The sequence below is a fragment of the Natronobacterium gregoryi SP2 genome (assembly GCF_000230715.2).
Classification (GTDB): domain Archaea; phylum Halobacteriota; class Halobacteria; order Halobacteriales; family Natrialbaceae; genus Natronobacterium; species Natronobacterium gregoryi.
Genome location: NC_019792.1, coordinates 373,700 through 386,259 on the forward strand (window position 1 = coordinate 373,700; position 12,560 = coordinate 386,259).

Consider the following 12,560-nt stretch of genomic DNA (forward strand, 5'->3'; position numbering starts at 1 on the left):
CCAGCACGCTCTCGAGCCGTGGGAGGTCGATCTGGTCCGTCGACGACTGTTTCCGACGGGGAGGATGTCACAACGGTGTCGTGCGTAGCCGGCGGCTACTCCGTCGCTGGGAAGCACCCGAGCGAATCGGGTCGTCGGTTCGTTACGTTGCGACCGTCTACGTAGCTGACACCGCTGCGTGAAGTACCTCGGGGTCACGCTCTGAGACACTCTCGCTGTCTCTCTGTAGACAGCGATAGACATCAATTTCGATCTGCGAATTCGTCCGCTTCGCACTCAGTACCGAATCTCGAACCCGTCCTCGTCCTGGGGCTCCGTGTACTCAACCTCGACGTCCTCGACCTCCGCGGCGGGGCTCCCCGTGTGACACCACTCGACCATCTCCTCGACGGCGTCCGCGGGCCCTTCGAAAACTGCCTCCACGCGGCCGTCAGCGAGGTTCTTCACCCAGCCGCCGATCCCCCTCTCGCGAGCCGCGTCCCGGGTGTTCGCCCGGTAGTAAACGCCCTGTACAGTTCCCGAAACGAAGACGTGTGCACGTCTGCAGTCGGCCATGTTCGACTCCTCGACCGGGAGTGTCAAAAATCCCGGCCGTCGCCGACGACGAACCGAAAGCCAACGACGACGACGAAGGCCCCTCGAGATCCTACCGCCGTCAGTGACTGGAGCAGCCCGCCACTGGGACGGGATTCACAGCGGTAACAGCGCGGAAGCCCACGGCTTTAGCTGTGAGAGGAAGCGCGTAAGTCACACGGTACCGACGCCAATCCAAGCGAGGGGCGACGATACTGTTACGACGAACTGCTCGAGGTGGTGCAAGCGATCGATCCCGGGGTCGCCGACATCCATCACGGCTTCGTCGAGGAGTTCGCGGACACACTCGTCACCGACGACGGCTGCCAGGCGTAGCCGCTGAAACGCGACCAGCGAACGCTCGTGGGATTTCACTGAGACGAATTGCCCCGGGACCGCCCCAGGAAGTTACAGCATCCGCAGTCGGTAGCCTTCGAGGGCAGTGTCGTCGGAGACTCGTCCGGCCTCGGATGCAGCAACGAGTAGGTCGGCGACGAATTCCTTGGGCACCTCGACACTTATAAAATCGGCTCCGTCTCGTGCCGTGGTTAGCCGTGCCATCGTACGGTTAGTGCCGTCATCGTTGTAGATGCTCCCAACGCGATTGTCATCTCGGATGAATCGGAGAGTTACGTCGGTCGGTTCGATCGTGTCGAAAGACACCTCGAACACTCGGTCGTCACCCTCAACTCGAGCAAGCATGCGGCCGTTCTGTTCGACTATCGTTGTCTCCATACCGTTGCGACGGGTTCGATGCTCATAGAACCAGACCATGCTGTTAGCAGAAACCATATCCGCCATTGTGATAAGACGTGAATATGAATCGGAGAGCGTTGCTCGCTCTGCTCAGTGGCGCTGTTGTCGGTGGTTTTTCGGGTTGTCTCCGTGAGAGTGCCAACAGGGAGACCGATGCGAACGGTGAAGAGAGCGCGACGGACGACGGGAACGAACCAGCGGATATGTCCGGAGGCTACGACTTCTCGTCGTGTGAGTCCGATCTCGACTACGAGACGGTCGATGCACCACTCGACGAGAGCCAGTATAACGACCCGGTCGAGAGCGATCAACTCAACGTGGAACTTGGGTACAACACGGATATCGAGGACGACGAGCTAGAAGAGCTAGCTAGTATTTTCGGCGACGACGCGACACACTCCGAGGACTCACACAGCTATTCGACGCCCAGGGACGCTCCGATTCATCAGTGTGACGTTGCGAAACTTTCCAACAGAGATTACGTCGACTACATCATTCCGTTCCCGCTCGACGTGCCCTGAACAGCAGTCGTCGAGCAGTTGGCCGTCGACCGAATCGCACCTGTCCGGTGGTGTCGACACTCACGCACCAGACCGGGTCGACGCGCCCAGTCAGCGAGCATCTCGAGGAGAGAACGATACAGCCGAACACGGCTGCTCCGTGCGCCGCCACTAGTGGCGGGCCAAGCCTGAACTGATGGGTCGAATCTGGCGGTGTGGCTCGATTCGACCCGTCAGTCGACGGTTGGGACGGTACTAGCTCTGGGGCCGTCTCATCACCTGTCGACCGTTCGGCCGTGTTTGGCTCATCGATTCGTTCTGAGTTCGTGGAAGACGTACGTCTGTGCGTAGCCTGCATACTCGCCGCCGAACCGTTCGCGAATCGCCCGTGACGTCGCCGCATAGGAGCCACAGTCACAGTCCGGATAGTAATCCTCGATCGCTGACTTGATCCAGGTGTCTAGCGGGACGGCCTCGTCGAACCCCAGCGAGAACAAAAGCACGCAGTCTGCGACCTTGTCGCCGACGCCGACGAACTGGCAGAGGTAATCGCGGGCTTGCTCGTACTCGAGGTCGCGGGCCTCCGCGGGGTAGGCCTCGCCGTCGGCAACCATCTCGGCCGTCCGGACGACGTATGGCGCGCGATAGCCGAGCCCTAACTCGCGGAGTTCGTCTTCGGTCGCGGTCGCCAGTTGAGTCGGCGTCGGAAACGCGTGGTAGGTTCGGCCGTCGAACTCGAGTGAGTCGCCGTACTCGCGGGCGAGCGCCGACACCATCGAGTGGATGCGCTGCACCCGCATCTGTGCCGAGCAAATAAACGAGATCAGACAGCCGAAGGGCGGATCTCCGACCAGCCGCATCCCGCAGTGGGCCTCGTAGGCCTGTGCGAGCAGCGGATCGTCGGGTGCGGCCGCAACGATCGACGCGAGGTCGTCGTCCAACCGCAAGAGTCGGCACACGGCTGGCGCGGCGTCGGTCGTCGACTCCCACTCGAGGTGACCGTCTCGGGTGCGGACCCGGATCACGTCCGGTTTGGGGCCGCTCGAGGCGTCGACGACGGTGTAGTACCAGGTGTCGCTGGGTGGGTCGCCGGCGTACATCTCCCCGTCCTCGCGTCGCCAGAGATACGTCTGCCCGCTCTCGAGTGTCCGATACAGGTCAAGTCCGCCCGAGAGGGCTGCAACCGGGATTGTGCCGGTTTCCATTCGTCGAATCCTTCGAGGGCGTCGGCTTGGAACTTTCGAAGCTGACCCAGACTCTCGCGTTCTCGAGTGGGTCCGCGAGGCGAACCTTGATACTATAGGCGACACATTGTCTAGGTATGAACTGCAGGGTTGTCGTCGAAGCTGCCGTGCCGGTGTTCGACGTTGAGACGGAAGACGAGGCGATCCGTATCTCCATCTCGAAGACGGGCGAGATGCTGAACCCTGACTTGAACTACGTCGAGATCAACATGGGCGAGCGCACGTCCCCGTCCGGAGAGGAACTCCCGCCTGCGTTCATCGCTGCCGACGAGGCACTCGTCGCTCTCGAACTCGAGATGACCGTCTTCAACGTCGAGCGCGAGGAACACGCCTCGCGTATCGCCCGGAAAGAGATCGGTCAGCGCCTCGAGAACATTCCGCTGGAGGTACAGTCCGTCGAGGTCATCGAAGAAGACGAAGTCGAAGACGAAACCGAAGACGACTCCGACCAGGACAGCGGCGACGAGGACGATGTCGGTGACGAGACCGACGAGACGATCGAGTCGGATACAGACTCGGCGGACGACGAAGCGGTGCTGCCGGAGTTCGAAGATCTGGTCGAGTGACGGAGCTGGTCGCGTGGTTCGGGAGAACTGGTGTCGCAGTCTTGCCAGTGAGAGAACAGTCGTGACCGTAGGATGTGACGTGAGATCTAGTCGGCGGTGGCGGCGACTGCTTCCTGTTCGTCTTCACGCATGTTCGTCGTAATTCCGTTAGCAAGCGCGAAGACGGCTGTCTTGTGGTCGGTTTTCGATTTGTGAATCGAGGTCGGTCGAATCCCGAGCGACTCGTATTCGTCGAGGTCGATCTCACAGTTGTCCCATTCTGCACACTGGTTCGATACCTCGGCGAGAAGACCGTGAAGGTGGATGAGCTCCTGTTTCTTCATAACCATCCTCTTCTATCCACTGCAGGGTTATATTATTATCTTGAGTCGCGTTACCACACTTATCGTCTAGTAACCTGGGACAGTCGGTTTCTCGAGCGAATCGAAGTCCGCCTCTAGCTGGTTGTAACAATCGAACGAACGCGAGTGTACCGTTCGTGTTTCCGGGTAACACTCCGTTATCGAAACTCTCTATATTCCTGGGTCGGTAACGCTTGGCGGACGTAGTCGCCGATTGTCCCGTCGCCGCCAACAATCTACACGTACAGTGTGAGACACGGCCGTCGTCACCGGTAGTCACTCGTTACCGGTCGAATCCTGCAGAAGAGTCGTTTGGCCGGGACGGTCTGCTATACTGATGTCTGGCGCACCCGCGACCGGCAGCGGTTGTGCCCCACTGATTAGCCGAGTTGTTTCAGCGTCTGAAGGTCACGGTCGGTTCGCATGAACTCTGCGGTTCGGCGGGAGGCGTGACAGTTAGGACAGTGAAACATGGCTGTAGATTCCGGCAACTGGTTCGGAGACGTCTGCCAGTCTTTTCCACATTCTGGACACAACAGTTGAACAGTCGTCTCATCCATGTTATGATAGTACACAGCAGCGGTGAAAAGCTTTGTCGCGCTCGTCCCGTCACGGACACCACGACCAACCCGACAGTAGACGGCCGGCCTCTTATGCCGGCGTTGCCGTGTCCGAAGCCTCGAGAAGTTCCTTGTACCGGTTGCGGATCGTGACCTCGGAGATGTTTGCGACTTCGCTGACCTCGTTTTGGGTTACTTTCTCGTTGGTCAGGAGTGCCGCAGCGTAGACGCCAGCGGCCGCGAGACCGACCGGCGACTTGCCGCTGTGGACGCCTTCCTGGCGTGCCGACTCGAGGAGTTCGCGGGCCATTCGCTCGGTCTCGTCGGGAAGGTCGAGGTCGCTGACGAACCGCGGCACGTAGCTCTCGGGGTCGGCGGGCTGGACTTCGAGGCCGAGTTCTCGGATGACATACCGATACGTGCGGGTCAGTTCCATCTTCTCGACGCGGGAGACGGCAGAGATTTCGTCGAGACTGCGGGGGGTGCCGGCCTGTCGGGCGGCGGCGTACAGCGCAGCGGTCGCGACGCCTTCGATCGAGCGACCTGGCAGGAGGTCCTCCTCGAGTGCACGTCGGTAGATGACGCTTGCAGTCTCGCGGACGTTCTCCGGCAGGCCGAGGGCAGAAGCCATCCGGTCGATTTCGCCCAGTGCCTGCTTGAGGTTGCGCTCTTTCGAGTCGCGGGTTCGGAACCGCTCGTTCCAGGTGCGCAGGCGCTGCATCTTCTGGCGCTGGCGACTCGAGAGGGCTTTGCCGTAGGCGTCTTTGTCCTGCCAGCCGATGTTGGTCGACAGCCCCTGGTCGTGCATCATGTTCGTCGTCGGTGCGCCGACCCGGCTTTTCTCGTCTTTCTCTGCGGAATCGAAGGCTCTCCACTCCGGGCCGCGGTCGATCTCGTCTTCTTCGACGACGAGCCCACAGTCGCTACAGACCGTCTCTGCGTGTTCGGCGTCCGAGACCAGGCGACCGCCACACTCCGGGCAGTACTCTCGCTCCTCGGCCCGCTCTCGCTCTGTACTGTCACGCTCCGTCTCTCGTTCGTTGGTGTAGGTTCGGATGTTCGTCATGGTGTATAGGGTTGGTTACTCGGGGCTCCCGGGTGGGGGAACCAGAAAAAACCCCGGTCGCCTCGGCTAACGTAGAGTAAGGCCGTAACGCATATAAATGTTTTGGTTGGTTTATAAACTGCGGAGTTTTCTGTTATATATGTTCTGGTTATATGCCTATTAATCATGTTGGTCTAGTACTCGTCGGCGAGCAAGACGGTCGGCCAGTGCAAGTCGAACGGTTTTCGACCCCGTCGGTCGAAGTGACGCGTATGACCGTCCGCCTTGGCGCAGTAACCGCCGATTGGTTCGGTCTCGCCACCGTCCGACTCGAGGGCGAGACCGGCGTGGTCGTCTACATCGACCCAGGGTCAACGAGGAATGGCCTGTTAGAGGAAGACGAGCCCCGTGATGGCGACCTGATACTGGTCTCTCACGGTCACCACTACGACCCGGAGTCGATTCGACGGGTCGCCCACGACGAGGCGATCGTCGTCGTCCACGAGGCAATCGACGTCGACGGTGCGGATCGTGCCGACGAGGCACCCGAACAACTCCCCTACGAAGTCGAGCGCGTCCGTGCCGACGAGTCGTTCGTCCTCGGACCGCTCGACCTGTATACGACGCCGGCGTACAACGACCCTGCAGGCCCCCACACCGACGATCAGGGTCGACCGTACCATCCCGAAGGAACTGGCTGTGGCTTTGGCGTCACGATCGACGGCGTCACGGCGTTTTGGCCAGGCGACACCGACGTTCTCCCCTTCCACGAAAAGATGGCCGTGGACCTCTTCTTGCCGCCAATCGGTGGCACGTACACCATGGATCGCCACGAAGCAGCAACTCTCGTCGAACAGATCGAACCCGGACTCGTCCTTCCGGTCCACTACGATACGTTCCCCGAGATCGAGACCGACGAGGAGGCATTCGTCGTCGACATCGCGGACCGCGGCGTACCGGTCGTTCTCGATACCCCCTGACCAGTCGGCGACATCCTGAGAACTCCCCGCACCCGACGCCCGCTTGGTCCGCCTGCGCCGCTTGCGTCCGCCTTCGCCCGCCTTCGCCCGCCTTTGCCCGCCTGTCAAGGGAAGTCCTGCCTGGCACGTCGTCGCAGAACACCCGTCCGAACCGTCACGCCTCTCTTGCACGGGGATTGCCCCCTACGTCGCCAGCCTGGTGTGTGCTGTTTGCACGACGAGTCCAACACACTAGCCACCCCGTAGCGTCGACTCCGATGACAGTTCAGGTTCCCAACCGTTCACAAGAGTTAGTGTCGTCGTCGCCCACAGTTCGCCCATGGACGGCCAGCGTCGGGACCAAGACGGAACCTACTGTTCGAACTGTGGGGCAACTCTCGAGCCGTCGATGACGTACTGTCCATCCTGTGGCGAACGGATCGATCGGCACGACGACCGATCGCCGTCGAACGCCACCGACTCAGCCAGCCGGCACCGCCTCGAGTCCCGGATCGCCGCGGCAGTCCGAGACGGCTGGCGACTCGAGCACGACTTCGGGGACCACGCAGTCATGGTCCGGCGAACGTTCGGGTCCGCCGACGAACACCTGCTGGTCGCGCTTGTGACAGTCTGGTGGACGATGGGGATCGGGAACGTCCTCTATGGCACCTACAAGTACGTCGAAGACGCCGACCGGATGGTCCTTCGCACAGAACCACACGACGATGACAGCGCAGAACAAGCCTCCTTGGATTCCCACCTGCTCGGCCGTGTGACTGCTGCCGTCTGCTGGCTTACGGCCGCCGTTCTGGCGGCAATCGGGGTCGTGATCGCTGCCTCCGGCCTCTCTCCAGTACTGTACGCGCTCGCCGCCGGATTCGCCTTCCTCGGACTGATCTCGCTCCCGTCAGTTTCGGACCGGCTCGCACGTCGTCACTCGCTTCTGACCAACGGCCGGACTCGAACAGTCGAGGAGCGAACCGTCGTCGACTACGACCGGCCCTGTACCGCCTGTTCGGAACCGGTCGGCCGTGGCCTCGAGCGGATCTATCGCGCCGAGATCAGCGTCTTCGGCTTCCCGGTGACGGGCTCCGAGGGCCGGAACTACTACTGTCGCCGGTGTGCGAACGCGGACGTTGCGAAACCCCAGCCCGCGTCACCGGGTGACCGACCGCAGGCAGAACCGGAAACTGACCTCACAAAAACGTCTACGGACCCGACGCGACTCGACTGACGACGGGGCAGGCGACCGTCGAACCAATCCCGTTCGACGACTCGATCACCAAGACAGTGCGAGTGACACTGCCGGACCCCGCAGTCCCGTGGTCCTCCAAGTGTGGTCTCCATCTTCTCGTTCGCGTTCGGGTCGACCCACCACACGACGCCTCCGACCGGCGCTGCAAGCGGGGGCGACGCTCGCTCCTTCCGAACGACTACAGGAGAAACGCCCGTTGGCCGAACGGACGGTCGATCCCGGGCAGGTCCCGCCTCGAGAACGAGGGAGACGAAAACTCGCCCGACAGGACGCCCATCTCGCTGAGACGCCCGGATGCAATCTACCGAAACGTCGGCTCGATCGGCGTCTAGAGGACGCCCATCTCGCTGAGACGCCCGGATGCAATCTACCGAAACGTCGGCTCGATCGGCGTCTAGAGGACGCCCATCTCGCTGAGACGTTCCGGTAGATACGTCTCCGTCACGAAGTCCAATCCGTGTGACGCAAGCGACTGCTGTTCGGACTTCTTCTCGATCTCGAGTTGCAACTCGATCTGTTCCTCCCAGTAGTCGGTCTGGAAGCGCGGGTCCGAAAGTTCACTCTCTAAGGCGTTCTTGTCCGAGTCGCTGAGCGGGTCGGTTGGCAGATCGTACTCGACGATGTCGGCCGGCTGGACGCCGATAAACTGGGCTTGCGGCGTCGCCAGGTACTCGGAGAGGTGTGCAGACTTGATCGATCCGTACGCGACGGAGCCGTAGATGCGGTACGACCACGGGTCACCGTCGGTAAACACCGTAACGGGCAGACTGAGTTCGTCACGGAGACGCTTCGTAATCCGGCGAGTCGCACGTGCCGGTTGCCCCTTCAGGTGAACGATAAGGGCATTGTACTCCTCGTCGAACCCGTTTTCGACCAGGCGGTCGCGCATACCACCGGTTTCGACGGCCAGGATGAAGTCGGCCTCGCAGTCGAGAAACTCGATCGTGTCTGGGTTGTTCGGGATCTGGTAGCCACCCTCGCCGACGTCTTCCTGGCAGTGGATCTCGCGTTCGCCCCGGCGAGTCTGCTCGCGCAGGTGAAGCGGCCCCATGATCGTCGCACCCGACTCCTCTGGGCGCATATGGAAGTCCTCGCGGGTGACTCCCGAGACGATCTCTAAATCCTCGATGAGACTGTTCGACTCGTCCTGATCCGAGAACTGGGCTTCCTCGTTATCCCAGCTCTCCGAGAGGTAATAGAGTTCACGCAGGGTCGAGGACCGGTCTTCCTCGAGTTGATCTGCGAGGAAGTCGATCGTGTAGACGGCTTTCAGGAGTTTGCGGGCACCGCGGACGGAGTTTGCCGACCGCGTCGACTCGCGGTCACCGTAGACCCAGACGTCACTGTCCTCGTCGTACTCGATGTTGTTCTTCGTCCGCGTCGGAACGGACATGTGCGGGATCTCGCCCAGTTCGAACTGGTCGTAAAACTGTGCTGCGAGATCGATCAACTGCTCTCGTGCTTGCTCGTTGTTGTCCGCGCTCATGCTGACACCGTGAGTTTCTCGCTTTCGACTCCCTTTACATCCAGATCGAACGACGCGTCGTCGGCGACCTCGTACTCCAAGGTCGACTCGTCACCACTGTCGACGTCGGGCTCCCACTTGACGAACCACTCGCCGTCCATCTCGACGACCGTCGCACCGTCCGAGAGAGAGGTCGGTTCGGCCGAGACGATGTCGGTCACCTCGAGCGATTCGTTCGTACTCGAGTTGTTCTCGACGACGACCGAGACCGACTTGCCGTCACCGTCTGCTTCGACCTGCCGTTCGACGAGTACGTTGTTCATGATGCGTGCGAGCGCGTCGCCGATGTCGGGTTCCTCGCGGGCGGTGACTTCGGCGACTTTCTCGGCCATCTCCGGCAGTATCTTTCCGAGGACGTTCTGTTTCTTGCGCCGTTTTTGCATCGACCGGCGCTTGTTGAGGTAGCTCTTGAGGTCGCGTGCGGCCTCGCGGATCGCGAGTTCGATCTCGTCTTCGATCTCGGGAACGTTCGCGACGGCGTCTTTCGACTCGCTCGTGAAGGGAACGTTCGTCGAGGCGACGTGGACCATGATCACCGCGGGACCGTTTGGCAGTCCCGAGCCGCCGGGCTGGTCGAGCCCGTAATTGCGCCAGCCAATCGACTTGACCACGTCCGTCGTCGCACACGCGCCGCGTTGATAGACCAGCGGGACGCGGTTCGCGAACCGCATCACGTCGGCGCTTCCCTCTGCCTGAAGTTCGCCGCCGTAGGCGATACCGGCCTCAACGATGAACGGGTCGCCGCCGTGAACCTCGGCGTCACGTGTCGCAGAGGCGTAGAAGTCGGCGTCGAACTCTTTCTCGAGGCCAGCCTCGACCAGTTCTGCAGAGATTGGTGCGAGACATCGCGTCGGTGGAGCCATGATGTCGGTCGCACGCATCGAGTCGACGAGGTCACTGGTGGCGTCGCGATCGTTCTCGAGTTCCCGGACGAGCGGTGGGTCGTCGGGCACGGTGACCATGACGTCCCAGATCGCCTCGACGACGTTCTCGCGGGCGGTGTCACCGAAGGCGACGTCGTCGTACTCCTCGGTGAGTTCCGCAGCGCGGTCGACGGACTCCCGAACCGTATCGCGGGTGAACCGATGGCGAACGTCCTCGTCGGTCGCGTCCGCGAACCGGCCGGCGAGTCGCTCGCTGAACGCGCGGACGACCTCGTCGTCCTTGCGCGTGCTCGTCGCTTCGTCGGCGAGCGCGTACATGTCGTCGACGAGTCGCGACTCCGCGGAGTCGTCCTCGGCGTCGGCCTCCTCCGACTCCGGAACGGCGTCGATAAGCTCGAGCCAGACCGCATCGACTGCGTTCTCTCGGACGGTATCGCCGAACGTGGTTCCGTGGTCTTCCTCGACCGCTTCGGCCGCCGTATCGACGACCGCGAGCAGTTCGTGGTGGGCGATCCGGTCGTGGTCGTCGACCTCGTCGGCGATCGCCTCGGCAAAAGCAGCGGTCGCGTCCGCTCCCTTGTTGGCCGTTGCGTCGGAGACTGCAGCGTGGAGGTCGACGTCTTCGTGTGCCGCTGGCGACCGCCAGCGCATCTCGCGACCGTAGTGGCGGTCGCGGAAGGCGTCGATGATCGAGTCGGCGGTCTTTTTCCCGACGCGCGTGAACTCTTCCTGCAAAAAGCCCGAGACGGTCTGGGAGTCCGTCGCCGTCAACATCTTCATGACGGTTCCGAGTTCGACGCCGTGTGGGTGGGGTCGAATCTCCTCGGTCTCCTCGGGCAGTTGGTCGGTCGCGCGCTCGAACTTGAAGTGAGCCTGCGGTTCGCGCAGTTCGAGGCGCGCGTGCGGGTTGACGACCGCCGTGTGCTTGATGTAGTCGTGGAGTTGCTGGCGGGCGCGCATGTTGGCTTCCATCTCGAGTTCGATGCGCGTCCCGTGTGGCCGATCCCACGTGGTCGTCTCCTCGACGCTGATTTCGGGTTCGTTGTCGTCGGTGTCGACGATGAGCTCGAAGTACTGGGCTTCGCTCGAGCCCTCGGTCCGGCTGGTGATTTTCGCCGGTTTGCCGCTGGTCAACTGCGCATAAAGCACGGCGGCGGAGATACCGATCCCCTGCTGTCCGCGGGACTGTTCGCGGGCGTGAAAGCGCGATCCATACAGTAGCTTCCCGAACACTTTCGGTAGCGATTCTTTCGTCAGCCCGGGGCCGTTGTCCTCGACGATCAGCCGGTAGTAGTCACCCGCTTCCTGAATTTCGACGTAGATATCGGGTAGAATACCGGCTTCCTCGGCGGCGTCTAGGGCGTTGTCGACGGCTTCCTTGACGGCCGTGACGAGGCCTCGAGCGCCGCTGTCGAAGCCGAGCATGTGCTTGTTCTTCTCGAAGAACTCGGCGATAGAGATCGCCTGCTGACTCTCGGCCAGCTCCTCGGCGATCCCCGGCTCGTCACCGAGTGTCGACTGAAACGACGTCATCATCTCCCTGTACTAACGGTGGGGCTAAAAGGTGTGTGTTACCGGAGTGAAAGTGATCGCAGCGCCGGCAGCCGCCACGTATCGGCGGAATACCCCCGCACAAAGGTTTAACCACGCGCGAAACTTTGTCCTACACGAGAGGACATATGAATCCAGACGACACCGACGACCACGGGGGAAAAGAGGACGCCAGCGACCTCGAGTCCGACCGGGAGCCGGCGTTCGACGAGGAGACAGAAGAGCGAATTCGGACGACGGCTGCCGAAGAAGTCGACCAGCGGATCGTCGACCTGCTCTCGTGGATTCTGGACACGGAGACGCGGGCGAAGATCTACGTGCATTCGCTCGCGAACCCGGGCAGCACGTCGGAGGAGATCGCGAAAGGGACAGGTCTCTATCCCAGTACCGTCCGGGAGGCGCTGGCCGAACTCCACGACGAGGAACGCGTCACGCGCGAAAAGCGAGCCAGCGAGGGAGCCGGTAACAACCCCTACGAGTACACGGCGATCCAGCCCAGCGAACTCGTCGGCGGCGTCGTCGACCAGGTACAGCAGGAATTGAACGCGATCGTCACGCTCGATCAGGTTTTCGACCGCGACGAGGACGATCCGTCCGAACCCGCGTTCGGCGAAGACGCCGAACCAGTCACGATCACTGTCGACGACACCGGCCCGTTCGAAGACGACGAGACGAACGTCGACGTCGCCGCTACGGAGCCCGAACCGGACGAGAAAGACGAGTCAGAACCCTCATCCGACGACGAACCCGTCGACGAGTGACGCAGACGGGTTACTGTCCCGGCGATCCGGCGCAACCGCC

At 61.8% G+C, this 12,560-nt stretch carries 14 protein-coding genes; 5 read left to right on the plus strand and 9 right to left on the minus strand.

The features are described 5' to 3' along the window. Positions 1–276: 276 nt before the first annotated feature. The 3 genes from NATGR_RS01800 to NATGR_RS01810 form a co-directional block, all read right to left on the minus strand. Positions 277–555, minus strand: coding sequence for an acylphosphatase (locus tag NATGR_RS01800; RefSeq protein ID WP_005580224.1), 279 nt, complete (start codon positions 553–555; stop codon positions 277–279). 192 nt (positions 556–747) lie between these two features. After that, positions 748–948: a hypothetical protein gene (locus NATGR_RS01805; protein ID WP_005580226.1), complete on the minus strand. Its 201-nt coding sequence runs from the start codon at positions 946–948 to the stop codon at positions 748–750. Between the two features lie 33 nt (positions 949–981). After that, positions 982–1,308, minus strand: coding sequence for a hypothetical protein (locus tag NATGR_RS01810; RefSeq protein ID WP_005580228.1), 327 nt, complete (start codon positions 1,306–1,308; stop codon positions 982–984). A gap of 83 nt (positions 1,309–1,391) precedes the next feature. Between NATGR_RS01810 and NATGR_RS01815 the strand changes: the two genes are divergently transcribed. After that, on the plus strand, positions 1,392–1,850 hold the full coding sequence (locus tag NATGR_RS01815; RefSeq protein ID WP_005580230.1) for a hypothetical protein: 459 nt from the start codon (positions 1,392–1,394) through the stop codon (positions 1,848–1,850). 284 nt (positions 1,851–2,134) lie between these two features. On the opposite strand, the gene NATGR_RS01820 is transcribed toward NATGR_RS01815, so the two are convergent. Next, positions 2,135–3,034 carry a DNA-3-methyladenine glycosylase family protein gene (locus NATGR_RS01820; RefSeq protein ID WP_005580231.1) on the minus strand — a complete coding sequence of 300 codons (900 nt, stop codon included), beginning with the start codon at positions 3,032–3,034 and terminating at the stop codon, positions 2,135–2,137. Between the two features lie 116 nt (positions 3,035–3,150). On the opposite strand from NATGR_RS01820, the gene NATGR_RS01825 reads away from it, so the two are divergent. Continuing rightward, a complete protein-coding gene (locus tag NATGR_RS01825) occupies positions 3,151–3,639 on the plus strand; it encodes a DUF555 domain-containing protein (protein ID WP_005580232.1) in 489 nt (162 codons plus the stop codon). An 86-nt stretch (positions 3,640–3,725) separates the two neighbouring features. Here NATGR_RS01825 and NATGR_RS01830 read toward each other — a convergent pair whose 3' ends face one another. The 3 genes from NATGR_RS01830 to NATGR_RS01835 all read right to left on the minus strand — a co-directional run bounded on the left by NATGR_RS01830 (position 3,726) and on the right by NATGR_RS01835 (position 5,606). Continuing rightward, complete coding sequence (locus NATGR_RS01830) at positions 3,726–3,962, minus strand: UPF0058 family protein (RefSeq protein WP_005580233.1); 237 nt, start codon at positions 3,960–3,962, stop codon at positions 3,726–3,728. A 398-nt stretch (positions 3,963–4,360) separates the two neighbouring features. Continuing rightward, positions 4,361–4,540 (minus strand): DUF7836 family putative zinc-binding protein, encoded by a 180-nt coding sequence (locus NATGR_RS20135; RefSeq protein ID WP_015233230.1) that lies wholly within the window; start codon positions 4,538–4,540, stop codon positions 4,361–4,363. A 91-nt stretch (positions 4,541–4,631) separates the two neighbouring features. Continuing rightward, positions 4,632–5,606 carry a transcription initiation factor IIB gene (locus NATGR_RS01835; protein WP_015233231.1) on the minus strand — a complete coding sequence of 325 codons (975 nt, stop codon included), beginning with the start codon at positions 5,604–5,606 and terminating at the stop codon, positions 4,632–4,634. Positions 5,607–5,857: 251 nt separating this feature from the next. Between NATGR_RS01835 and NATGR_RS01840 the strand changes: the two genes are divergently transcribed. Together NATGR_RS01840 and NATGR_RS01845 are read left to right on the plus strand one after the other, a co-directional pair. Next, positions 5,858–6,565 carry an MBL fold metallo-hydrolase gene (locus tag NATGR_RS01840; RefSeq protein ID WP_015233232.1) on the plus strand — a complete coding sequence of 236 codons (708 nt, stop codon included), beginning with the start codon at positions 5,858–5,860 and terminating at the stop codon, positions 6,563–6,565. Positions 6,566–6,884: 319 nt separating this feature from the next. Continuing rightward, positions 6,885–7,778 carry a zinc ribbon domain-containing protein gene (locus NATGR_RS01845; protein ID WP_005580240.1) on the plus strand — a complete coding sequence of 298 codons (894 nt, stop codon included), beginning with the start codon at positions 6,885–6,887 and terminating at the stop codon, positions 7,776–7,778. 415 nt (positions 7,779–8,193) lie between these two features. On the opposite strand, the gene NATGR_RS01855 is transcribed toward NATGR_RS01845, so the two are convergent. Together NATGR_RS01855 and NATGR_RS01860 are read right to left on the minus strand one after the other, a co-directional pair. Next, on the minus strand, positions 8,194–9,285 hold the full coding sequence (locus NATGR_RS01855) for a DNA topoisomerase IV subunit A (protein ID WP_005580242.1): 1,092 nt from the start codon (positions 9,283–9,285) through the stop codon (positions 8,194–8,196). After that, on the minus strand, positions 9,282–11,741 hold the full coding sequence (locus tag NATGR_RS01860; RefSeq protein WP_005580244.1) for a DNA topoisomerase VI subunit B: 2,460 nt from the start codon (positions 11,739–11,741) through the stop codon (positions 9,282–9,284). Before NATGR_RS01860 ends, NATGR_RS01855 begins: the two co-directional genes overlap by 4 nt. A 146-nt stretch (positions 11,742–11,887) precedes the next feature. Here NATGR_RS01860 and NATGR_RS01865 point away from each other — a divergent pair, with 146 nt between their 5' ends. Beyond that, positions 11,888–12,520, plus strand: a complete 633-nt coding sequence (locus NATGR_RS01865) for a transcriptional regulator (protein WP_005580245.1) — start codon at positions 11,888–11,890, stop codon at positions 12,518–12,520. Positions 12,521–12,560 lie beyond the last annotated feature (40 nt).

Excerpts from the sequence above, each read along its gene's own strand:
- NATGR_RS01800 (WP_005580224.1), bottom strand. The coding sequence starts at position 555 with ATGGCCGACTGCAGACGTGCACACGTCTTCGTTTCGGGAACTGTACAG.
- NATGR_RS01810 (WP_005580228.1), bottom strand. The coding sequence starts at position 1,308 with ATGGAGACAACGATAGTCGAACAGAACGGCCGCATGCTTGCTCGAGTT.
- NATGR_RS01815 (WP_005580230.1), top strand. The coding sequence starts at position 1,392 with ATGAATCGGAGAGCGTTGCTCGCTCTGCTCAGTGGCGCTGTTGTCGGT.
- NATGR_RS01820 (WP_005580231.1), bottom strand. The coding sequence starts at position 3,034 with ATGGAAACCGGCACAATCCCGGTTGCAGCCCTCTCGGGCGGACTTGAC.
- NATGR_RS01825 (WP_005580232.1), top strand. The coding sequence starts at position 3,151 with ATGAACTGCAGGGTTGTCGTCGAAGCTGCCGTGCCGGTGTTCGACGTT.
- NATGR_RS01830 (WP_005580233.1), bottom strand. The coding sequence starts at position 3,962 with ATGAAGAAACAGGAGCTCATCCACCTTCACGGTCTTCTCGCCGAGGTA.
- NATGR_RS20135 (WP_015233230.1), bottom strand. The coding sequence starts at position 4,540 with ATGGATGAGACGACTGTTCAACTGTTGTGTCCAGAATGTGGAAAAGAC.
- NATGR_RS01835 (WP_015233231.1), bottom strand. The coding sequence starts at position 5,606 with ATGACGAACATCCGAACCTACACCAACGAACGAGAGACGGAGCGTGAC.
- NATGR_RS01840 (WP_015233232.1), top strand. The coding sequence starts at position 5,858 with ATGACCGTCCGCCTTGGCGCAGTAACCGCCGATTGGTTCGGTCTCGCC.
- NATGR_RS01845 (WP_005580240.1), top strand. The coding sequence starts at position 6,885 with ATGGACGGCCAGCGTCGGGACCAAGACGGAACCTACTGTTCGAACTGT.
- NATGR_RS01855 (WP_005580242.1), bottom strand. The coding sequence starts at position 9,285 with ATGAGCGCGGACAACAACGAGCAAGCACGAGAGCAGTTGATCGATCTC.
- NATGR_RS01860 (WP_005580244.1), bottom strand. The coding sequence starts at position 11,741 with ATGACGTCGTTTCAGTCGACACTCGGTGACGAGCCGGGGATCGCCGAG.
- NATGR_RS01865 (WP_005580245.1), top strand. The coding sequence starts at position 11,888 with ATGAATCCAGACGACACCGACGACCACGGGGGAAAAGAGGACGCCAGC.